The 20,806-nt window shown below is 64.7% G+C and carries 23 protein-coding genes; 7 read left to right on the top strand and 16 right to left on the bottom strand.

Going from position 1 to position 20,806, the window contains the following annotated elements:
• Position 1: 1 nt before the first annotated feature.
• Positions 2-682: a Fe2+-dependent dioxygenase gene (locus RVU70_RS00620; RefSeq protein ID WP_363349172.1), complete on the bottom strand. Its 681-nt coding sequence runs from the start codon at positions 680-682 to the stop codon at positions 2-4.
• An 11-nt stretch (positions 683-693) separates the two neighbouring features.
• The gene (locus RVU70_RS00615; RefSeq protein WP_405044831.1) at positions 694-3,243 is read right to left on the bottom strand and encodes a TonB-dependent receptor; all 2,550 of its coding nucleotides are present in this window, start codon (positions 3,241-3,243) and stop codon (positions 694-696) included.
• Positions 3,244-3,566: 323 nt separating this feature from the next.
• On the opposite strand from RVU70_RS00615, the gene hemP (RVU70_RS00610) reads away from it, so the two are divergent.
• The 3 genes from hemP (RVU70_RS00610) (at position 3,567) to RVU70_RS00600 (ending at position 5,312) form a co-directional block, all read left to right on the top strand.
• Positions 3,567-3,755: a hemin uptake protein HemP gene (gene hemP / locus RVU70_RS00610; RefSeq protein WP_363349171.1), complete on the top strand. Its 189-nt coding sequence runs from the start codon at positions 3,567-3,569 to the stop codon at positions 3,753-3,755.
• A gap of 156 nt (positions 3,756-3,911) precedes the next feature.
• Positions 3,912-4,091, top strand: a complete 180-nt coding sequence (hemP, locus tag RVU70_RS00605) for a hemin uptake protein HemP (RefSeq protein ID WP_363349170.1) — start codon at positions 3,912-3,914, stop codon at positions 4,089-4,091.
• Between the two features lie 642 nt (positions 4,092-4,733).
• Positions 4,734-5,312 (top strand): DnaJ domain-containing protein, encoded by a 579-nt coding sequence (locus RVU70_RS00600; protein ID WP_363349169.1) that lies wholly within the window; start codon positions 4,734-4,736, stop codon positions 5,310-5,312.
• Between the two features lie 2 nt (positions 5,313-5,314).
• On the opposite strand, the gene uvrC is transcribed toward RVU70_RS00600, so the two are convergent.
• Both uvrC and RVU70_RS00590 read right to left on the bottom strand, forming a co-directional pair.
• Entirely contained in the window at positions 5,315-7,303 is a 1,989-nt protein-coding gene (uvrC, locus tag RVU70_RS00595; protein ID WP_363349168.1) for an excinuclease ABC subunit UvrC, read from the bottom strand.
• A 53-nt stretch (positions 7,304-7,356) separates the two neighbouring features.
• A complete protein-coding gene (locus RVU70_RS00590) occupies positions 7,357-7,527 on the bottom strand; it encodes a Flp family type IVb pilin (protein WP_363349167.1) in 171 nt (56 codons plus the stop codon).
• 157 nt (positions 7,528-7,684) lie between these two features.
• Between RVU70_RS00590 and RVU70_RS00585 the strand changes: the two genes are divergently transcribed.
• Together RVU70_RS00585 and RVU70_RS00580 are read left to right on the top strand one after the other, a co-directional pair.
• Positions 7,685-8,794: an ionic transporter gene (locus RVU70_RS00585; RefSeq protein ID WP_363349166.1), complete on the top strand. Its 1,110-nt coding sequence runs from the start codon at positions 7,685-7,687 to the stop codon at positions 8,792-8,794.
• A gap of 16 nt (positions 8,795-8,810) precedes the next feature.
• Complete coding sequence (locus RVU70_RS00580) at positions 8,811-9,455, top strand: glutathione S-transferase family protein (RefSeq protein WP_363349165.1); 645 nt, start codon at positions 8,811-8,813, stop codon at positions 9,453-9,455.
• Positions 9,456-10,039: 584 nt separating this feature from the next.
• Here the strand turns inward: RVU70_RS00580 and ung are convergent.
• The 5 genes from ung to tolQ all read right to left on the bottom strand — a co-directional run bounded on the left by ung (position 10,040) and on the right by tolQ (position 14,520).
• Positions 10,040-10,708 carry a uracil-DNA glycosylase gene (gene ung / locus RVU70_RS00575; RefSeq protein ID WP_363349164.1) on the bottom strand — a complete coding sequence of 223 codons (669 nt, stop codon included), beginning with the start codon at positions 10,706-10,708 and terminating at the stop codon, positions 10,040-10,042.
• A gap of 79 nt (positions 10,709-10,787) precedes the next feature.
• Positions 10,788-12,086 carry a Tol-Pal system beta propeller repeat protein TolB gene (gene tolB, locus RVU70_RS00570; RefSeq protein ID WP_363349163.1) on the bottom strand — a complete coding sequence of 433 codons (1,299 nt, stop codon included), beginning with the start codon at positions 12,084-12,086 and terminating at the stop codon, positions 10,788-10,790.
• A 42-nt stretch (positions 12,087-12,128) separates the two neighbouring features.
• Positions 12,129-13,313, bottom strand: a complete 1,185-nt coding sequence (locus RVU70_RS00565; protein WP_363349162.1) for a cell envelope biogenesis protein TolA — start codon at positions 13,311-13,313, stop codon at positions 12,129-12,131.
• Positions 13,314-13,323: 10 nt separating this feature from the next.
• Positions 13,324-13,773 carry a biopolymer transporter ExbD gene (locus RVU70_RS00560; protein WP_363349161.1) on the bottom strand — a complete coding sequence of 150 codons (450 nt, stop codon included), beginning with the start codon at positions 13,771-13,773 and terminating at the stop codon, positions 13,324-13,326.
• A gap of 3 nt (positions 13,774-13,776) precedes the next feature.
• Positions 13,777-14,520, bottom strand: a complete 744-nt coding sequence (gene tolQ / locus RVU70_RS00555; protein ID WP_363349160.1) for a protein TolQ — start codon at positions 14,518-14,520, stop codon at positions 13,777-13,779.
• Between the two features lie 242 nt (positions 14,521-14,762).
• On the opposite strand from tolQ, the gene RVU70_RS00550 reads away from it, so the two are divergent.
• On the top strand, positions 14,763-15,737 hold the full coding sequence (locus RVU70_RS00550) for a phosphate ABC transporter substrate-binding protein (RefSeq protein ID WP_363349159.1): 975 nt from the start codon (positions 14,763-14,765) through the stop codon (positions 15,735-15,737).
• Between the two features lie 30 nt (positions 15,738-15,767).
• Here RVU70_RS00550 and ybgC read toward each other — a convergent pair whose 3' ends face one another.
• The 3 genes from ybgC to ruvB form a co-directional block, all read right to left on the bottom strand.
• The gene (gene ybgC / locus RVU70_RS00545) at positions 15,768-16,187 is read right to left on the bottom strand and encodes a tol-pal system-associated acyl-CoA thioesterase (RefSeq protein WP_363349158.1); all 420 of its coding nucleotides are present in this window, start codon (positions 16,185-16,187) and stop codon (positions 15,768-15,770) included.
• Between the two features lie 144 nt (positions 16,188-16,331).
• Positions 16,332-16,619 carry a hypothetical protein gene (locus RVU70_RS00540; protein ID WP_363349157.1) on the bottom strand — a complete coding sequence of 96 codons (288 nt, stop codon included), beginning with the start codon at positions 16,617-16,619 and terminating at the stop codon, positions 16,332-16,334.
• A gap of 33 nt (positions 16,620-16,652) precedes the next feature.
• On the bottom strand, positions 16,653-17,693 hold the full coding sequence (gene ruvB / locus RVU70_RS00535; protein WP_363349156.1) for a Holliday junction branch migration DNA helicase RuvB: 1,041 nt from the start codon (positions 17,691-17,693) through the stop codon (positions 16,653-16,655).
• A gap of 60 nt (positions 17,694-17,753) precedes the next feature.
• Here ruvB and RVU70_RS00530 point away from each other — a divergent pair, with 60 nt between their 5' ends.
• On the top strand, positions 17,754-18,338 hold the full coding sequence (locus RVU70_RS00530) for a Uma2 family endonuclease (RefSeq protein WP_363349155.1): 585 nt from the start codon (positions 17,754-17,756) through the stop codon (positions 18,336-18,338).
• On the opposite strand, the gene RVU70_RS00525 is transcribed toward RVU70_RS00530, so the two are convergent.
• The 4 genes from RVU70_RS00525 to RVU70_RS00510 form a co-directional block, all read right to left on the bottom strand.
• Complete coding sequence (locus RVU70_RS00525) at positions 18,314-18,907, bottom strand: hypothetical protein (protein ID WP_363349154.1); 594 nt, start codon at positions 18,905-18,907, stop codon at positions 18,314-18,316. The two genes, RVU70_RS00530 and RVU70_RS00525, sit on opposite strands and share 25 nt — an antisense overlap.
• 66 nt (positions 18,908-18,973) lie before the next feature.
• The gene (gene ruvA / locus RVU70_RS00520) at positions 18,974-19,591 is read right to left on the bottom strand and encodes a Holliday junction branch migration protein RuvA (RefSeq protein ID WP_363349153.1); all 618 of its coding nucleotides are present in this window, start codon (positions 19,589-19,591) and stop codon (positions 18,974-18,976) included.
• Positions 19,588-20,097: a crossover junction endodeoxyribonuclease RuvC gene (gene ruvC / locus RVU70_RS00515; RefSeq protein WP_363349152.1), complete on the bottom strand. Its 510-nt coding sequence runs from the start codon at positions 20,095-20,097 to the stop codon at positions 19,588-19,590. Before ruvC ends, ruvA begins: the two co-directional genes overlap by 4 nt.
• A gap of 60 nt (positions 20,098-20,157) precedes the next feature.
• Positions 20,158-20,598 carry an iron-sulfur cluster assembly scaffold protein gene (locus RVU70_RS00510; RefSeq protein WP_363349151.1) on the bottom strand — a complete coding sequence of 147 codons (441 nt, stop codon included), beginning with the start codon at positions 20,596-20,598 and terminating at the stop codon, positions 20,158-20,160.
• Positions 20,599-20,806 lie beyond the last annotated feature (208 nt).

Raw genomic sequence — 20,806 nt, 5'->3', positions numbered from 1 at the left:
CTTATGCTTCTCCCCAGATTCGGATGAGGTTGTGATAGACCGTCGTGAGCTTGCGCAGGTCGGGATCGTCGCCGCCAATGCGCGGCGAAAGGTCCTGTATCGCCGCGTCGAGATCGCAGACGAGATCGCGCGCTTCGTCGGACTGAATCATGCTCTGCAGCCAGAGAAAGGACGCGAGACGCACGCCTCGGGTGACGGGCGTCACCATGTTCGGACTGCCCGCGGAAAAAAGCACCGCGTCTCCGGCTTGCGGCTTGAATTTCCGGGACCCGAAGATGTCTTCGACGATGAGCTCGCCGCCGTCATATTCTTCGGGTTCCGACAAAAGCAGCGTCGCCGCGAGATCGACGCGTATGCGCGCGCCGGTCAGCGCGTCGCCGCGCACGGCATTATCGACATGCGGGTCGTAGCGATCTCCCACGTCATATCGCTCGAACAGAGGCGGGAAGATGCGCAGCGGGATCGCCGCGGCGACGAAAGCCGGACTCGCGAGCAGCGCCGAAGCCACCGCCGACCCGAGCTGACGCGACAATTCGGAGTCGGGCGGCGTCTGGCTGTTGCGCTTGGCGGTCTTGCTCGCTCCGCCCGACGCCGCGCCGTCCTCCCACGACGCGCTGGCGAGCGCGTCGCGTAATCGCAGGACTTCCGCCTTTCCGAGGGCGGCGGGAACATGAGTGAGCATAGCCGGTCTCCCTAGAAGTTCACATGGGCTTCAAGGTAGGCGGCGCGACCCGGCGCCACCTGGGTGAAGGGCGTCGCCGTCTGGTAGAAGGCGTCGTAATAGGTCCGGTTGAAGATGTTCATGAGCGTGAATTTCATCCCCACGTTTTTCGACAGATTCATCTCCGCGAAGACGTCGAAGCGCCAGTAGGACGGTAGAATCGTCGGCACGTTGACGAAGGGGTTAGCCGCCGTCGGCGCCGGGAAGCCCGCCGCGTTGATGACCGTCGCGCCATTCGCGATGATATTGTTGCCACCATAGATCTTCGAGCGGTAGATCGCCTGGCCGCCGATCTCGAGGCCGTCGAGAGGGAGACCGATGAGATCGCCGAATTTGTATTTCGACAGCATGCTGAAGGATTCATGCGCAATATTGGCGAGCTGCAGGCCGACGTTCGACCAGGCGAAGGAGTTCTTGACCTTCGACTCCATGATGACGAGACCGCCGAGCACGCTCCACCTGTCGGTGATGTTGCCGGCGACTTCGAGATCGACGCCCTGGATGTAATAGGCGGCGTTGCCGGTGGTTATGCCGGAATTGATCTCGCGCGCATTGGATACGTCGGTTCGAAACAGCGCCGCCGTCGCGAGCAGATGGCCGAAGAGCTGCCACTTGACGCCGATCTCTTTCGCCCGATTGAACTGTGGCGGGAAAATCTGCACCGCAGCCGTCAGTCCGCCATAGTTGGCTGCGCCGCCATCGAGTTCGGCGCCGACCGGATTGCTCGAGGTCGCGTAGGCCGCATAGAGGCTGACGTCGGGAATGGGCTTCAACACCAACCCGCCATTGTAGTTGATCATCAAGGAATGGTTGTTTGCGAAGGTCGTGCCGAGCTCGTTGCGATTCCAGATCGTGTAATCGTCGGCGCGCACGCCGCCGTTGGCGATGACGATGTCTTGATAGTTCGCCGTCTCGATCAGGTAGCCTGACCTCGTGTCCACCCCGATACGCGTCACATTGGGATTGCGGTAGGGTTCGTTGGGGAAAGGCAGATAGGTGCAGGGCAGGTAGAGATTGCAGTTGAGCGGGCCCGCAACGAGCGGCACGCCGTTGAACTCCGAGTTCAGCCCCGCGTAGTTGGTGCGCGTCACCCCCTCGTGCGCGAACTCCACGCCGGTGACGGCTTCATGCTTGATCGGCCCGGTGTAGAAATTGATGTTCGCGTCGGTCTGGTTGTCGACGACATTCGTCACCTGATAGCGGCTCTGCGCGCCGAGCGTCACGGTCCCGCGGAAGATATTGGTATTCTGCGCGAGCGTGCCGATGTAATCGACGACCGAGCGCGACTGCCGCAATCGGCTGGTGATCATCAAATTTTCATTATAGCGGTACTGCGCGGTAAACGTGCCGAAGTCCTGCGAATAGGCCTGGAAATCACGGTTGATGAGGCCGTACCAAGTGTAACGCGGCGTGACGCCTTCCGGATAGGGCCGGTTGCGAATGCGGTTGTAAGGCACGCCGAAGTCGGGCAGGCCGTTCTGATAGACGTGCGTGTATTGCGCGGTGAAGGTCAGATTCTCGAGCGGCCTGAAGACGACCGATCCGGCGGCGCCGTTGCGGTCGTCGGTGACGAAGCTGCGGCCGGCGACGTTCGCATTCTGGAAGAGTCCGTTGGCGCGGATGGCCAGGATCGGACTGATGACCTTGTTGACGTCGAGCGTGACGCGCTTGGTGTCGTCCGAGGGCCCGCCGATCGCGCGGAAATCGACGAAGTCGCCAATCGTGTTGGCCTGTTTGGTGACGATGTTGATGGCGCCGCCGGAGGTGCCGCGACCGGCGAAGGTCGATCCGGGCCCGCGCAGAATCTCGACCTGTTCCGTGTAGAAATTCTCGCGCAGATTGACGCCCGGATCGCGAATGCCGTCGATGAAAATATCGTTGCGCGCGTCGAAGCCGCGAATGAAGAAGCGATCGCCGAAAGCGTTGCCGCCCTCGCCCGTGCCCAGCGTGACGCCGGCGGTGCTTCGGCCGATTTCGCGGAGCGACCAGGCGTTCTTGTCCTCCAGAACCTCCTTCGTGAGCACCGTCACGGTGCGCGGCTGGTTCAAAATCGGCTGCGTGAATTTGTTCGACGCGAGCCGGACCGCGCGATAGGGCGCAACCGGATCCGCATAAGGATCGGCCTCCGCCTGGATGAAGAGCGGAACGCTTGTGGCGGCGACGCCGCCGCCTGGTCCGCCAGCCGCCGCGGCCGCGGCGGAAGCAGCGCCGGCGCTGCGCTGTCCTGTCGACGCATTCGTGTGCGCCGTGTGATGCGCCGGTTGCGGCTTGGCGACGACGACGGGCGTCGGCTTCGGCTTCACGGGCGCGACGGGACGCGGCTTTTCGCGCGGCGCGTCGACCTTGACCGGCGGCAAAGTCGTGGACGCATCCTGAGCGAGAGCGACGCTCGCTGTCGAACTGAGGAACGCGGCGACGCCCAGCGCCGTAACCGACCCCTCCCGCAGGGCTGCGCTCGGCGACGGTAGTCGCAAGGTTCTCAGCGAGAGCGGGGACTTGATCGAGCTCGGAACACGTTTCACCAGATGTATCTCCTGCCATGCGGAATTTATCTGCGATGGCTGGCTGGCTGGGCGTTTCGCCGTGGCTGGCTTGCTGGTCGCCTGAACTGCTTTGCTTGTTTAGAAGTTGCTCGCGCGCACACTCAAGAAGAAACTAGGATTTCGTAGTTGGAAGATTTCCATGTTTGTAGCGTTCGGCACATGAAGGGATCGGCTCTGAAACAAAGCGCACACCCTCAGAGGCGAAATGATCAGTTTCCTACAAATAAGCGGTCGCAAAGCTGGAAGCATTCCAAGCTTCGTCAGTTGACGCGCGCACTCGCTTCGTTGGATGTGTTTCAACTATGGAGAAGGAAAGAAGAACGCGGCGTCACAGACAGTCGCTTGCACAAGCGCCCAATTCGGATTGTCCGGCGCTCGAAATAGACACGCGTGATTTGCTCGGTCGGCGCCAAGAGGCGACGATAGTTCATGCCGGAGAACGGTACCGGCTCCGCATCACGGCGAATAACAAGCTCATATTGACGAAGTAATGCTCGCCCGCAGAATGTCGCCAGCGCGCCAGCGCGCGCCGACACCCGTCGAGGCGGATCGAAGTTTGAACTTTGCTAAATTTCCAATCAACGTCGGCTGGCGTTGACCATGAGACTTGCTTGCTTCAGCGTGCGGCTAAAGCGAGATGGATCACGATGTCAGACCAGCAGGATGAAGAACCGCCCTCTTTACCAATCCCTTCGCCGCAGCCCTTCCTGAAGCAGTATGTCGCGCGCGAGCTGATCGGGCAGGGCGTAGAAGCGATCATCATCCATGATGGAGAACGGTATCGTCTCCGTATTACGAACAACAATAAACTCATCTTGACGAAGTGACTCTGGAGCGCCCTTGGCCCGCCATCCGCTTTCTTCTCCCACTAGAGCCTCGTCCGCGCTCCAGCAAATGGGTGACATCATGTGCGACATAGCAAATGAAAAGAGCCGAATCGACGCAATCCTCGAATGGGCGATGACGCAGTCTCCGGTCCGCCATTGCGTCGATGAGGCGAAACTCGCCGGTTACGGGCTCGCGGTGCTGCGAGGCTGTTACTCCGACTCCTGTCCGGACGAGTGCTTGCGCCAGAGAAGCGCGGAATATGCCGCTTTCATCGCCCGTTCGCGTCGCTCCGACGGTCACTCGTCGGACGAGCCCCTTCGGCGAGCAGGTTAGTGCAATATCGCAAGCGGCCGAGAGCGTCAGAATTGACGGGGTCGCCAAGGCGTAGTCTTTGGCGATGAATCGGCCGCGCTTCCCGTGCGGCGTTCGCGACAGGCCGACGCGCGCGGTGGTTCAGAGTCGCGGCCGTCCGCCGACAACGCGTGAGCGCGCGCAGAAAGGGAGGGAGGCCACGCCTTCCGCCTTCACGCCAGCGTCGCCATTTTTATCCCCGCCCTTTCGCCCGAGGCGCGCACGCCACTTGATCCTGCAACGAAGTCGCGGGAATAGTGGCGACGTAGATCTAATTTCGGGCAGGGCGGATGCCGACGTATCACGAAGTTCTTGGCGTCAGGGAAGATGCGTCGCGGCGCGAGGTCAATGCGGCCTATCGCCGGCTCGCGAAGAAATATCATCCCGACGTCGCGGGCGGAGACGCGGCCATATTCCAGCAGGTCACGGAAGCCTATAACGCGCTGACGATCCGCGGCCAGCGGCAGCAGACGCCGGAGGTCGCGCGTCCCGTGGATCCCGCCCCGCGTCAAGCGCCAAATCCGCCTCCGCGTCCCGGCTTTCTGCGGCGACGCGCCTATCTCATGCTCGCTTTCGCGGCGTTTGTTCTCGGGCTTTTCCTGCTCGACCGCGGCGACGGCATTCACGCGGCTTTCCGGCCGGGCCTGCTTGTCGCGGGCGGGCTCGCGATTCTGTTCAGCGCCGGCTTTTTCGCCAGCCGCCGGCGCGAGTATGCCGGTCTGTCGGACGCGTTGGAGCAGGCCGTCCTGGCGGTGCTGCGTTTCTTCCTCGACATCGTGATGCGCGTCTATATGGCGCTTCTCTTCGTCTTCGCCGTCGTTGCGCTGCTTGCGCTCGTCAACTGGCTCGAGGCGTTCTGGAAGTGGTGAGGCTAGTCGCCGCGCTGGAAGTGGTCATAGACCATCCGTGCCGTCGCCTTATTGATGCCCGGCGCCTTTTCGAGATCGGAGAGCGCGGCGCGGGCGACGGCTTTCGCCGAACCGAAGGCGAGCAGCAGCGCGCGTTTGCGCGAGGGGCCGATTCCCGGAATTTCGTCCAGCGGGTTCTTGGTGAACTCCTTCTTGCGCCGCGCGCGATGCGTGCCGATCGCAAAACGATGCGCTTCGTCGCGCAGGCGCTGCACGAAGTAAAGCGCGGGGTCGTGCGGGGGCAGACGGAAGGGGTCGCGTCCGTCGATGAAGAAGGTCTCGCGTCCGGCCTCGCGGTCGCGGCCCTTGGCGATGGAAGCGAGCGCGACTCCTTCGACGCCGCTCTCGCGCAGGGCCTCGCGCGCCACGTCGAATTGTCCGCGGCCGCCGTCGATCAGCACCAGATCGGGCTTTGTCGGAAAGGCCTCCGGATCCGCATCCTTCTCTGAATCCTTGGCGAGGCGCGCGAAGCGGCGGGTGAGCACCTCGCGCATCATGGCGTAATCGTCGCCCGGGGCGATGTCCGCGCTCTTGATGTTGAAGGTGCGGTAATGGGCCTTCATGAAGCCGGCAGGCCCCGCGACGATCATCGCGCCGATGGCCTGCGCGCCGCCCGTATGCGAATTGTCGTAGACCTCGATGCGGCGTGGCGGCGCAGCCAGTCCGAAGGCTTCGCCGAGCGCTGCGAGCAGCCGCTGCTGGCTCGCGTCCTCCGCGAGTTTGCGGCAGAGCGCCTGGCGCGCGTTATTGAGCGCATGTTCGACGAGCTCGCGCTTCTCCCCACGCTGCGGAGCAATGACGTCGACGCCCTTCTTGAGCTTGGCGGAGAGCGCCTCCTCGAGGAGGGCGCTGTCTTCGATCGGATGCGAGAGCAGCACGCAGCGCGCCGACGGATGTTCGTCGTAGAATTGCGCGAGGAAGGCGTCGAGCACTTCAGCCTCCGAGAGGCTCGCGTCGGCGCGCGGGAAATAGGAGCGGTTGCCCCAGTTCTGATAGGCGCGGAAGAAGAACGCCTCGATGCAGAAGCGCCCGGCGTCCTTCGCGATGGCGAAGACGTCGGCCTCCTCGACCGTGCGCGGATTGATTCCCTGCGCGCCCTGAATCGCGGAGAGCGCCGAGATGCGGTCGCGCAGCCGCGCCGCGCGTTCGAATTCGAGCCGCTCGGCGGCCTCGGTCATCTCCTGAGCCAATTGCTCGCGCACGCTGCGGCTCTTGCCGGAGAGAAAGTCGCGCGCCTCGCGGACGAGCTCGGTGTAATCCTCGATCGAGATTTCCCCGGTGCAGGGGCCGGAGCAGCGCTTGATCTGGAAGAGCAGGCAAGGGCGGGTGCGATTGTCGTAGAAGCTTTGTGCGCAGGAGCGCAGCAGAAAGGCGCGCTCCAGAGCGTTGAGCGCGCGATTGACCGCCCAAACGCTCGCGAAGGGTCCGAAATAATCGCCCTTGCGGACGCGCGCGCCGCGATGCTTGGCGATCTGCGGCGCCGCGTGGTCGCGCGCGATGAGAATATAGGGAAACGACTTGTCGTCGCGCATCAGGACATTGAAGCGCGGCTTCATCTGCTTGATGAGATTGGCCTCGAGAAGCAGCGCCTCAGTCTCGGTCTCGACCGAGATGAACACCATCGAGGCCGTGCCCGAAATCATCCGGGCGATGCGGTTCACATGGCCGGCGAGCCGCGTGTAGCTCGCGACGCGCTTGCGCACATTCTTGGCCTTGCCGACGTAGAGCACCTCGCCGTTCTCGGCGATCATGCGATAGACGCCCGGGCCGTTCGGCGCATGTTTCCAGTAGCGCTTGATCACGGCGACGCCGCGTCTCACGCTCTCGGGCGTCTGGGGAGCGTCATCTTCGGGCGTCGCCTCGTCCAACGGCTCCGGCGCGGCGTCTGCGGCGTCAAATGCGTCGTCAGCCTCCGGCGGGAGGTCGCGCGTCTTTCCGGGGGGAGGGGTCATGGTCCCCCAGACTTATGCCGCGTTTGCGGTCTTGGGAAGGCTTTCGACGCGGCTCAGCCGGCGGCCGTGGCCCACGCCTTGAGGAGCCCGCCGAAATGCTTGTCGGCCAAGGTCCTTCCGATCGCCTGGGCGCCGGCGTAGACCAGGATGGAAAGGAAGCAGCCGATCGCGGCGTATTCGACCGCGGTTGAGCCGTTTTGATCCATGAAAAACGCTCTGATCATCTAAAATCCCCGATTTCCGTTTCGAAATCGAACGCCTCGGCGCTGTTCTCCCTGCACGCGGCATCTCTGGCGCCAAAAAGCCTCTGGTCAGGCTTGCGCTCGTGGCGCGCCATGGCCAAAGTCCCGCGCGCTTGGCGAGCTTTAGACCGGAGAGACCATGATTGGCGTTGGAGTCACGATCGGCAGCGTCGTCTTTCCGGCGCTGGCGCTCGGCTATGCGGCGGTTTTCGCGGCCACCGAGGGCTGGATCGAAAACGTTCACCCGTCCATGGCCTTCGTCGTGCCGCTGACGGCGGCCGCGCTCGTGATCGGTTCGGTCTTCGCGGCGCTTCGCCACGCGGAGAACATCAGCGCCAAAGTAGGGGAGCCGGTCGGCACGCTGGTGCTGACGATTGCGGTGACGATCATCGAACTCGCCATCCTGACCTCGATGATCAATCACGGCATGGATGACCCGACGGAAGCGCGCGAGGCTGTCTTCTCCGCGATCATGATCGTCTGCAACGGCCTTGTCGGGCTATGCCTGTTGCTGGGCGGGTTCCGCCATGGCGAGCAGGAGCTGCAGCCGATGGGGGCCAGCGCCTATCTGGCCGTGCTGATCGCGCTGTCGATGCTCACGCTCATCATCCCGAATTACACGACGTCGTCCTACGGGCCGACGCTCGCGCCGGCGCAGCTCGTCTTCGTCAGCGTGCTGTCAATCCTGCTCTATTGCGCCTTCCTCTTCATTCAGACGGTGCGGCACCGCTCCTATTTTCTCGACGCGCACGCCGCCGCGCTGGGCGCGCATGCGCATGCGCCGACGACCGGCCAGTCTATTTTTGCGGGAGCTGGATTGGCGGCCAGCCTCCTCGGCGTGTCGCTGCTCGCGCAGCGGGTGATCCCGAGCCTCGAAGAGGCGTTGGCCTGGGCGGGCGTCGCCGAGGTCAATCCCGTGACAGGGGCTTGCGCGGCCTTGCTGGTTCTTCTTCCCGAGTCGCTGAACTCCATTCGCGCCGCGCACCGCAACGCGCTGCAAACGAGTCTCAACGGCGCGCTCGGCTCTGTCGTCTCCACCATCGGCCTGACGGTCCCGACCGTGGCGCTGTTGAGCCTCTCGACGGGACGCGAGATTGTGTTCGGCCTCGGCAGCCGCGACACCGCCATGCTCGTGCTGACGCTGATGCTGAGCGTGGTGAGCTTCGGCGCCGGGCGCACCAACGTCTTTACGGGCCTTGTGCATCTCGTCGTCTTTGCGACATATGCCTTCTTCCTGTTTTTCCCATGAATCAAGGAGCGCGCCGATGAGTGAGAGCGACCTGATCTTCTACCATTCCCCGCAGACGCGTTCTTCCGCCGTGCTGACCCTGCTCGAGGAGCTGGACGCGCCTTACGCTTTGCGCGACGTGAACTTCAAAGTCGGCGCGCAGCGCGAGGCCGACTATCTCGCCGTCAATCCGCTCGGCAAGGTTCCGGCCATCGTCCACGACGGCGCGCTGGTGACGGAGCTTGCGGCGATCTTCATCTATCTCGCAGACGCCTTCCCGCAGAAGAACCTCGCGCCGCCGATCGGCGATCCGCTGCGCGGGCCTTATCTGCGCTGGCTCGTCTTCTACGGCTCGGCTTTCGAGCCGGCGGTGATGGACCGCTACAACAAGCACGAACCGCAAAGAAGCATGAGCGCCTATGGCGATTTCGAGAGCGTCATGGCGCTGATCGACAATCAGCTCGCGGCGGGCCCCTATCTCTTCGGCGCGCGCTTCACCGCGGCGGACATTCTGTGGGCGACGGCGCTGCGCTGGACGACCGGCTTCGGCCTCGTGCCCGCGACGCCGAAGATTTCAGCCTTTGTCGAGCGCGTGGCCTCGCGGCCCGCTTTCGCGCGGGTGGCGGAGACCGACGCGCAATTGCTGAAGGTTCACGAAGCCGCCGCGGCGGCGAAGGGGTGACGCCAGCCACACCCCCTCTCCCCGCGAGCGGGGAGAGGGTTGGGGTGAGGGGCCAGGGGATTATCACAAGGTTTCATTTTATCATTGTCACTTACTGCCCCGAGCCCCTCACCCGGCCTCTCCCCGCAAGCGGGGAGAGGAGGAGAGGTTGGCCCTTCCTTGATGACGCCGTTCACGAGCCACGCCCCCTCTCCCCGCGAGCGGGGAGAGGGTTGGGGTGAGGGGCCAGGGGATTATCACAAGGTTTCATTTTATCATTGTCACTTACTGCCCCGAGCCCCTCTCCCGGCCTCTCCCCGCAAGCGGGGAGAGGAGGAGAGGTTGGGCCTCCCTTGACGACGCCGTTCACGAGCCACGCCCCCTTCTCCCCGCGACCGGGGAGAGGGTTGGGGTGAGGGGCCAGGGGATTCTCACAAGGTTTCATGTTATCATTGTCACTTACTGCCCCGAGCCCCTCACCCGGCCTCTCCCCGCAAGCGGGGAGAGGAGGAGAGGTTGGGCCTTCCTTGACGACGCCGTTCACGAGCCACGCCCCCTTCTCCCCGCACGCGGGGAGAGGGTTGGGGCGAGGGGCCGGGCGGCGGTCACCAGTCGATGGGCGTTTCCCCGTTGGCGACCAGATAGTCGTTCGCCTTGGAGAAGTGCTTGCAGCCGAAGAAGCCGTTGTGCGCCGAAAGCGGCGAGGGGTGGGCGCATTCGAGCACGAGATGCTTCTTGCGGTCGATCCCCGCGCCCTTGCGGCGCGCATAGGAGCCCCAGAGCATGAACACGACGCCCTCGCGCTCGCGCGCCAATGCGTGAACGGCGGCGTCGGTGAAGCGCTCCCAGCCCTTGTTCTGATGCGATCCCGCCTGCGTGGCGCGCACGGTGAGCGTCGCGTTGAGCAAAAGCACGCCCTGTTTCGCCCAGCGCGAGAGGTCGGGGTCGCGCGACACAGGATGGCCGAGGTCCGCCTCGATCTCCTTGAAGATGTTTTGCAGCGACGGCGGCGGCGCGACGCCGGCGCCGACGGCGAAGCACAGGCCATTCGCCTGTCCGGGGCCGTGATAGGGATCCTGGCCGAGAATGACGACTTTCACCTGATCGAAAGGGCATTCGTCGAACGCGCGAAAGATCTGCGCGGCGGGCGGATAGACCGCGCAGGACGCATATTCGCTTCGCACGAATTCGCGCAGCTCGGCAAAATAGGGCTGCTCGAATTCGCGCGCGAGACGCTTTTTCCAGCTGTCGTCGATGCGGACGGGCTTGGTCATGCGTGGGTCATTATCACGCGGCAGGAGTGCAGGACAAAGGGTCGCCGTCCGCCCCGGCGCACGCCGGCGCCACGGCCGCTCAATCCTGCAGCGGCCCCCACGCCGGGTCGCTGGCGTAGCCGGGCGTCGGCACCTGCGTCTCCGAGCGGCCGAAGACGTCGACCATGTAAATCTTCGGCCCGCCGCCGCCGCCGCTGTCGCGGAAGAACATCAGGAACAGGCCGTTCGGCGCCCAGGTCGGGCCTTCGTTGTGGAAGCCCTCGGTCAGGATGCGCTCGCCCGAGCCGTCGGTCTTCATCACGCCGATCGAGAAATTGCCGCCGTTCTGCTTGGTGAAGGCGATGTAATCGCCCTTGGGCGACCACACCGGCGTCGAATAGCGGCCGCCGCCGAAAGAAATGCGCTTGGCGTCGCCGCCGTGCGCCCCCATCACATAAATTTGCTGCGAGCCGCCGCGGTCGCTCTCGAAACAGATGCGGGAGCCGTCCGGCGAATAGGAGGGCGCCGTGTCGATGGCGCTGGTGTCGGTCAGGCGCGTCGTCGTGCGCGAGCGCAAGTCCATTGTATAAAGATTTGTCGACGAGCCCTCGGAAAGCGACATGATGATCTTCTGCCCATCCGGCGAAAAGCGCGGCGAGAAGGTCATGCCCGGGAAATTGCCGACGACCTCGCGCTGGCTGTTCTCGATATTCATGAGAAGGACCTTCGGCTCGCCGTCGTCGTTCAAGGCCATGTAGGTGACGTCGAGCGAGGAGGGCGAGAAGCGGGGGGTAACGACCAACTCGTCGCCACGGGTCAGATAGCGCACATTGGCGCCGTCCTGATCCATCATGGCGAGGCGCTTGCGCCGCTTGTCCTTGGAGCCCGTCTCGTCGACGAAGACGATGCGCGTGTCGAAAAAGCCCTTTTCGCCCGTGATGCGGCTGAAAACGGCGTCCGAGAGCAGATGCGCGACGCGGCGCATATTGGCGGACTCGGTGACATATTGCTGCCCCGCGACCTGCTCGCCCGTGGTGACGTCGAAGAGACGGAATTCCGTCTTCAAACGACCGTCGCCCGCCCGCACCGAGCGGCCGGTCAAGACGAATTGCGCATTCGCCGCTTTGTAGGCGGAAAGGTCGGGTTGATCGGGCGAGCCGGCCGCGACGCTCGAATCGACGGGCCGCAGGAAAACCGACCGCTTGAAGTTATTGACGGCGACCGACGTGATGGTGCGCGCGGCGTCGTCGCCGGCGAAAGGCGCCACAGCGATATTGGTCGGCTGAAAGCTTCCTCCCTTGAGATCGATGATGCGGCCGGCGCGGGCAGGCGTGAAAGGCGCCAGAGCGGCGGAGGCGATGAGTCCGGCCGCGGCGCGGCGCGTGATGGGGCGTGTCATTTCAGGCGTCTCGTTGGATGGTCATGTTCAAAACCGACGCCATCAGTTGGCGTCCTGGAAGCGGATCGTCACGTCATGCAGCGCTTCCTCGTAATAAGGCATGAACTCAGGGGGTATGCGCATGGGGCTGCAGCGGCGCACCGCCTGCACGGCCTGTTCGCCGCGCGCTTGCTCCACCGGATTGCTCGAGGGATTGAGCAGGCGCGGTCGCCCCTCAAGGGCGCCCTCGCGGCTCAAATGGAACTCCACGACGGGCGCGAAGGTTGCGCCGCCGAGCGTAAGCGCGGAGGCCCAGCACGGATGATAATGGTCGTGGATATAGGCCGCGATGCGCGCCTCCATCGAGGCGGACATTTTCGGCGCCATGCCCTCGGGGGCGCCGAGCGACGCCGTGCGAAGTTGATCACCGGTCGCCGCGCGCCGCTGCGGCGCCTCCTTGCTCAAAAGCTTGGAGATGCTCGCGGCGTCGAACTTCGACTTCGGCGCGCTCTCGTCGCCTGCCTTCGGCTTCGCGCCCTTGACGCTCTTCTCGGCCGTCTCGCCCTCGCTGTTTTCGGGCTTGGCGGGCTTTTCCTCGGCCTTCTTGCTGTCGAGGAGCTTCGCCACCTCGTCGATCTTGAGGCGCTCCTTCGGCTTTTCGGGCTTTGGCGGCTCCTTCGCCTCTTTCTCCTCGGGCTTTGGGCGCACGGGAGGCTTGGGCTTCACGACCTCGGCCTCTTTCGGCTCCTCCTGCTCCTTCTCCTGCGGCGCGGCGGCCTTCGGCTTGGCGGGCGGCGTCGGGGCGGGCTTCGCCTCGACGGGCTTCGGGGGCTCCGGCTTCTTCTCGGGCTGGGGCCGCGTCGGCGGCTCCGGCGCCGGGGGCAGGGCGGCGATGCGCTTCGGCGGCGTCGGCTCCGGCGTGTCGTCGGCGCCGGGGTCGGGCAGGCGCTTGAGCGGCGGCGGCGGGGTCGGCGTATCCTTCTTCGCCTCAGCGAGCGGCGGCAGCGGCTTGGCTTCGCTTTGCGGCGCGACCTTGTCGACGCGCTGCGAGGGTTTCAGGTCGCGCGCGGTCTTCTCGCCCTTGGCGACCTGATTGAGCCCGTCGTCGGTGACCACCTCGATCGGGATCATCTCCTGCGCATCGTCGAATTTCCGGGCGTCCGAGAACAGGACGAGCGCCGCCAGCAGCAGTCCGGCATGGGCTGCGGAGGAGATGACGACGCCAGGCTCGGAGCGCGAAACCCTCACCGTCGCAGACTCACTTCTTCTCCTGCTCCGTCACCAGAGCGACCTTCTTGTATCCCGCGCTGATGACGAGAGACATGACTTCGGCGATGCGGCCGTAATTGACCGCCTTGGAGCCGCGCACATAGATGCGCTCGTCGAAGCCCTGTTTGACCGTATCCTTCAGCCGGTCGAGAAGCTCGCCGACCTCGACGGGCTGATCCATGAGGAAGATCTGGCCCTTGTCGTCGATCGCGATGGAGACGGGCTTCTGATCGATATTGAGCGGGCCGGCTTTGGTCTGCGGCAGATCGACGGCGACGCCGGTCGCGAGCAAAGGCGCCGCGACCATGAAGATGATCAGCAGCACCAGCATGACGTCGATGAAGGGCGTCATGTTGATTTCCGCCATCGCGCCGTAACGCGGCACCCCGCGCCGGCGTCGGCCGCCCTTGCGTCCGGGCGTGGAGAGCGACGCGCCCATCGCTTAAGCCGCCCGGTCGCGGTTCGAGGCCGCGTGCTGGTCGATCTGGCGCGAGAGAATGGCGGAGAACTCGTCGGCGAAGCTCTCCATGCGCGCCTGCGCCTTGGCGACGTCGCCTTGCATCTTGTTATAGGCGATGAGCGCCGGAATGGCGGCGAAAAGGCCGATGGCGGTGGCGAGCAGCGCCTCGGCGATGCCGGGAGCCACGACCGCGAGCGAGGTGTTCTTGGAGGCGGCGATCGAGCGGAACGACGTCATGATGCCCCAGACCGTGCCGAAGAGGCCGACGAAAGGCCCCGCCGAGGCGACCGTCGCGAGCACGAGGAGATTGGATTCGAGTTTCTCGACCTCGCGGGCGATGGAGACGTCCAGGACCTTCTCGATGCGGGCCTGAAGGCCCATGAAGCTGGCGCTGGCGCCCGTCTGGAAGGAGCGCTTCCACTCCTTCATGGCCGCGACGAAGAGGGTCGCCATGCCCGAGGTCGGACGCTCGGACAGCTTGCTGTAAAGCTCCTCGAGCGAATTGCCGGACCAGAAATTCTCCTCGAACCGATCCATCGAGCGGCGGATGCGCGCGAACAGCAGCGTCTTGTCGATGATGATCGCCCAGCACCAGACGGAGGCCAGCAGCAGGCCGACCATCACGAATTTCACGACGATATGCGCGCCCCAGAACATGCTCCAGATGGTGATGTCGGCGGTGGGGGCGGCGGCGCCGGCGGTCGCGGCGATGTCGGCTGGATTCATGATTTGTCCTTGAAGCGGAATTTGGCGCGCTTTTCCTGAGCAAAAGCGCCGCCCTTATTGCCCGCAATTTCGCCCTTTCTGGGGCTTCGTTGCGCCGCACAAGGATAGCTACCGCCGAAATCTTAACAAGCCGTAAGGGTTAAAAGATCGTGACCCGGCGGCTTAAAGGGGGGCCATGTCATCGGACTGTCAGCTTGTTTCTAGATTATGACAGTCGCAATCCTTTGGCCAAAGAGCCCCTCATGAAACGTATCCTCGCGACAGTCCTCGCCTTTTGCGCGATGACTTTTCCCGCCGCCCTGTCCTTCGATCTGGAGCTTTCTCCCTACAAGCCCGTCCGGGTTCTGTCCGGGAAGCTGAAATCCGTCGGTTCGGACACGCTTTTGCGCGAGATGGAGCTTTGGGCGGAGGGCTTCAAAGCCATTTATCCCGGCGTGGAGATCGAGATCGAAGGCAAAGGGTCCAATACGGCGCCGCCCGCTCTGCTTTCGGGCGAGTCGCAGCTCGCCCCGATGTCGCGTCAGATGACCCCGGACGAGATTGCGGCGTTCGAGGCTAAACGCGGTTATCGGCCGACGGGCGTCCTGGTCGCTGTGGACGCTTTGGCGATCTATGTCCACAAGGACAATCCCGTGCATTGCCTCACGCTGGAGCAGCTCGACCGGATTTTCGCCGAAAACCCCAAGAGCGCGGGCGGCAAGAGCGCGCATGTCTGGGGCGATCTCGGCGCGACGGGCCCGTGGGCGGCGAAACCGATCACGCTTTTCGGCCGCAACACGCTTTCCGGCACCAACAAATTTTTCAAGCAGAACGTGCTCGGCGGCGGCGATTTCAAGGAGGCGGTTCAGCAGCAGGCGGGTTCGGAAGCGGTGGTGAAGGCCGTCGCCGCGGAACAGGGCGCGATCGGCTATTCGGGCATCGGCTACAAGACCGACGGAGTCCGCGCCGTGCCTGTCGCCGCCAGTGCCGGCAAGCCGTGCTACGACACCTCATTCGAGAGCGCCTATACGCGCAAATATCCGCTCGCCCGCGGACTCTACGTCTATTTGCTCAAGGACCCCAAATCGCCGCTCGACACGCTTTCGGGCGAATTCGTGAAATATATTCTGTCCCGCGACGGTCAGACGCAGGCGAAAAAGGGCGGCTATTACCCCATCACCCGAAACATCCGCGAGCATGAATTGACGCGTCTGGGCCTGCTCGCATTCGCGGAGTAGGCGACAGGCGGCCGGGCGCCGCTTCCAGCTTCAGCGATCCGCGCGCAGCGCCTCGAATTTCGCCCGCACCTCGGCCGGCAGGCGTTTGGCGCGTCCATTCTCGACGCAGACCACCTTCACGACCGCCGTCACCAGCGGCTCGTCGCCGCGCATCACGCGCTGATCGAGGCTGAGCGACGCGCCGCCAAGATCCAGCGGTTTCGTTTCGACCGAAAGAAGATCGTCCAGCACCGCCGGTTTGCGAAAATCGAGCTCCATCGCGCGCACGACGAAATAGATCGGGGCGCCGGCCGCGCCGTCGAGGAGCTGACTCTGTTCAAGCCCAAGCGAGCGCAGAAGCTCGGTGCGCCCGCGCTCCATGAAGCGAACATAGGAGGTATGATAGACGAGCCCCGAGGCGTCGGTGTCTTCCCAATAGACGCGGACGGAGAGGCGATGGGGCGACGTCATGTGAAGGGCTCGCGCGTTTTGACATGTCAGGGGCGTCGCCGACGAGCGCCGGCGGCCGGGCCTCCTATACCATGCGCGCGCGACGATCGAGCCGTCGGATTATAGGCCCGGCGCGTCGCCGCAGCCGGGCCAATGCGAGCGCGTCTAGTGGGCGGCTGCGCCCGTATTACCGAGCAGGACCCGGCGAACGCGATTGCCTTCGACCCAGGTGAAGCGGGCGGCGGGATCAGCGCAGGCGATCTCCTGTTCGGCAATGAGCTTGTCGCAGAGCATTTCGCAGATCGCTTCGATCGGCGCGCTCGTGTCATTCTCCTCGGTCATGCGGTCGATCGAGATTTCGCCCGTCTCTTCGCCGTCCTCCCTGCCTATTTTTTGATCATCGATGAATTTGCCCGCGTTCCAGGCAAGGGTGACCGTAGCCGCGCCTTGCATGGCGTTAAGCGCTCGTTTTGTCGCGGGGGAGGCTCAGTCGTTTTCTGCGTCGAAGAGCCCGAATTGTCCGGCCGGCCGCGGCGGCTCCGCAAGGCCCAGATGCCGGAAGGCGTGGGGCGTCAGCAGGCGCCCGCGCGGCGTGCGCTGGAGGAAGCCCTGCTGGAGCAGATAAGGCTCGATAATGTCCTCGATGGCGTCGCGGGGCTCGGAGAGGGCCGCTGCGATGGTCTCGATTCCGACCGGGCCGCCGCCGAAGTTCACGGCCACCATGTCGAGATAGCGCCGGTCCATGACGTCGAGACCGATGGAATCGACGTCGAGCAAGGTGAGCGAGCGGTCGGCCAGCGCCCGCGTGATCGTGGCGGCGCCTTCGACGACGGCGAAATCGCGAACGCGCCGCAGCAGGCGGCCGGCGATGCGGGGCGTGCCGCGCGAGCGCCGCGCGATCTCCCGTGCGCCCGCGTCGTCCATGCCGACGCCAATGACCCGCGCGCCGCGCTTGACGATGAGCTCCAGCTCCTCCGTCGTGTAGAAATTCAGCCGAACCGGGATGCCGAAACGGTCGCGCAGCGGCGTCGTCAGCAGCCCCGCGCGCGTCGTCGCGCCGACAAGGGTGAATTTCGCGAGGTCGATCTTGACCGAGCGCGCCGCCGGCCCCTCGCCGATGATGAGGTCGAGCTGGAAATCCTCCATCGCCGGATAGAGAATTTCCTCCACAGCCGGATTGAGGCGGTGGATTTCGTCGATGAAGAGCACGTCGCGCGGCTCGAGATTGGTGAGCTGGGCCGCGAGATCGCCAGCCTTGGCGATCACGGGCCCGGACGTCGATCGGAAATTGACGCCGAGTTCGCGGGCGACGATCTGCGCCAGCGTCGTCTTGCCGAGGCCCGGGGGCCCGACGAGCAGCACATGGTCGAGCGCGTCGCCGCGCCGCTTCGCAGCCTCGATGAAGACCTTGAGATTGGCGCGCGCCGCCTCCTGGCCTGTGAAGTCGCCGAGCGACAGCGGCCGGAGGCTCTGGTCCGCGTCGTCGTCGCGCTGCTCTGGGCCGACGAGCCGGGCAGGGGTGGTCAAGGATCGCTCCCATGCGCCGGCGCGCGCGCTATGCTAATCTTTGTCAAACGGAGCCGCGCCGTGAATCGCCCGTCCTCGCAATACGAGTATATGTCCCTCGACGATTTCGAGGAACTTCTCGCCGACAAGCCCGCCGACGAAAAGTGGGAGCTGATCGGCGGCCGCGTCGTGCGCATGATGGTCGGCGCGCGGTGGGAGCATAACCGGATCTGCCAAAACGTCGCCACGGCGATGATGACCGATTTCCGGCGCAAAGGCTCCAATTGCCGGCCTTTCGCCGAGACCTTCTGGCTCAAGGAGAGGCTTTTGGACCTCGCCTGTTTCCCGGACGTCATCGTCAAATGTGGGCCGCTGCCGCCTGACGCCACATCCCTCGACGATCCGGTCGTCCTTGTCGAAGTGGTTTCGAAAGGCTCGGCCCAGCGCGACCGCTGGGAGAAGTGGGCGCTGTATCAGCGGCTGCCGTCGCTGCGACATTACGTCCTTATCGAGCGCGATCAGTTGGCGGTCGACGTCTTCGACCGGGTCGAAGGCGGCTTTTTCGAGCGCCCCAGACTCGAGCGGGCAGAAGATTTGCTGCGCCTGCCGGCGATCGGCTTCGAGCTCTCGCTCGCGGAAATCTACCGCGACGTCATTTCCGCCTGAGCGCGCCATCCCAACCAGCGGTTCACGCGGGCGCAATAGGCGCCGAAGGCCTCCGGGTGGCGGGCGCGCAGCGCTTCCTCCTCATGGGGCACGATGAGCCTGTCCATGCCCCAAAAGTGCCCATAAAGTAGCGTCGCCGCGGCCAGCAAAGTCAGAGGACAGAGGCCGGCGCCTCCGAGTCCGAACCCGATCAGCCCGAGCGACCAGGCCAGGCTCTGGAGAAGCGAGACGACGTACACCGGATTGCGGGAGAACGCATAGACCCCGCTCGTCACCAGCGTCTCGGAGCCGATGAACTGCCGCGCGTCGCCGCCGCGCTTTTCGAGATAGACGACGAGGCCGATCTTGAGCACGAGCAGCGACACATAGGCCGCGCCGGCGACGCAAAGAGCGCGCGTGCTTTGCGAAGTCGCGTCGCCCCAGGCGAGCAGCAGCAGCGTTGTCGCGCCATAGGCCGCGGTCGCGGCCAGATCGACGAGAAAGATGCGGGAGAACTGCAGGTCCTGTCGAACGCGCCGGGCCGTCAGCGCCAGAAGGCCCGCGAGGGGCGCCGCGGATGTCACGCTCATGCCGGTCTCCAAACGCGCCGGGCGCCGGCGCGCCTCTTTTATTGTCGACCGAGCTTTAACGTTGCCTTACGCCTTGGCCAACTCCTTCAACCCCTGGCGGATGAGCGCGCCCGTCTCGGCGCTTTCGCCGAGCGCCTTGACGCTGGCGGCGATGGCCGCGGCCGCCTGGGGGCGGCCATAGCCGAGATTGACGAGGGCGGAGACGGCGTCCCGCACTGCGGAAGGGGCGCTTTCATCCGCGTCGCCGGAAAGTTTGGCGACGACTGGATCGACCGAGCCGAAGGCGGGCGCCTTGTCCTTCAGTTCCGCGACGATGCGCGCGGCGAGCTTCGGCCCGACCCCCGAGGCGCGCGCAATCATCCCCTTGTCCTGCGTGGCGATGGCCGAGCCCAGTTCGGAGACGGAAAGAATGGAGAGAATGCCAAGCGCCACTTTGGCGCCGACGCCCTGAACGGTTTGCAGCAGACGGAACCAGTCGCGCTCGGCCTCGCCCTGGAAACCGAAGAGCTTGATTGAATCCTCGCGGACTTGCGTCTCGATGGCGAGCGCCGCCGCTTCGCCAGCGCGGGGCAGTTTTTGCAGCGTTCGCGCCGAACAATGCACGATGTAGCCGACGCCGTTCACGTCCAGAATGACGAAATCCTCGCCGTAGCTGTCAATCAGGCCCTTTAGCTTGCCGATCATGCGAGCGCCGCCTTCAGCGCCCGCGCGCCGCGGTGCTGGGCATGGCAGATCGCGACGGCCAGCGCGTCGGCGGCGTCGGCGCTGGTTGCGGCGCTCGCGGGCAGCAGCACGCGCACCATCATCTGAATCTGCGCCTTTTCAGCGTGTCCCGCGCCAACGACGGTCTTCTTCACGAGATTGGCCGCATATTCGGCGATGACGAGGCCGGCGAGGGCGGGGGCCATCAAGGCGACGCCGCGCGCCTGACCGAGCTTGAGGGTGGATTGCGGATCGCGGTTGACGAAGGTCTCCTCCACCGCCGCCTCATGCGGCGCATAATCGGCGATGACCTGCATCAGCCCTTCGTGGAGTTGCCGCAGCCGGTTGCCCATGTCGAGCGATCCGTCCGACCGCACCCGCCCGCAGGCGATGAAGGAGAGGCGCGAGCCCTGACACTCGATGACCCCCCAGCCGGTGTTTCTCAAGCCGGGGTCGATGCCGAGGATGCGAATCGGGGGGGCGGTCATGGCGCAACATAGCCGGAACGGCGCGTGCGGGGGTAGGGCGGCCGCCACGCCGCGCAAGCGCTACTGCGCTTTCTCCGCCTCCTCCGCCTTCCCCACCGCGTCAACCACCGCGTCGAACGCCAGCATCGTCGACCCATGCCGCGCCTTGTAGTCGCGCACGGGCTCCAGCACGGCGAGGTCGGCCCATTTGCCTTCGGGGGGCGGGCCGTTCTCCTTCAGCATGCGGCGCAACGCCTCACGGGCTTCGCGCAACTCCTGCGGGGTCGAGCCCACCACATTGCGCGCCATGATCGACGCCGAAGCCTGGCCCAGGGCGCAGGCCTTCAACTCATGCGCGTAATCGGAGACTTTCCCGTCCCGAAGGTTGAGATCGACCGTGATCGTCGAGCCGCAAAGCTTGGAATAGGCCTTGGCGGTGGCGTCCGGCTGCGCCAAGCGGCCGATACGCGGGATATTTCCGGCGAGTTCGAGGATTCTGGCGTTGTAGACCTTATCGAGCATGTCACCGCGGTCTCGGCGCGGGGCTTACGTTCGGTCCCGCTCGCCTTTATATAGAGTTTCGAGGGCCGGCGCGAAAGCGGCGGCTCCGGCGCAACGCCGAGGCGCCGCAGCTTCTGCAAGACTCGGGCGAAGTCTCGAATTTCGCGTCGGTTTTATGGTTTCCGAGGGGCGTGATTTGAGGTGATGACCCATGCGTCTTGACCGCATG

The organism is Methylocystis echinoides, assembly GCF_040687965.1.
Taxonomy (GTDB): Bacteria; Pseudomonadota; Alphaproteobacteria; order Rhizobiales; family Beijerinckiaceae; genus Methylocystis; species Methylocystis echinoides_A.
The sequence above is the reverse complement of the archived record's forward strand: the minus strand, read 5'-3'. Positions and strand labels throughout refer to the sequence as shown.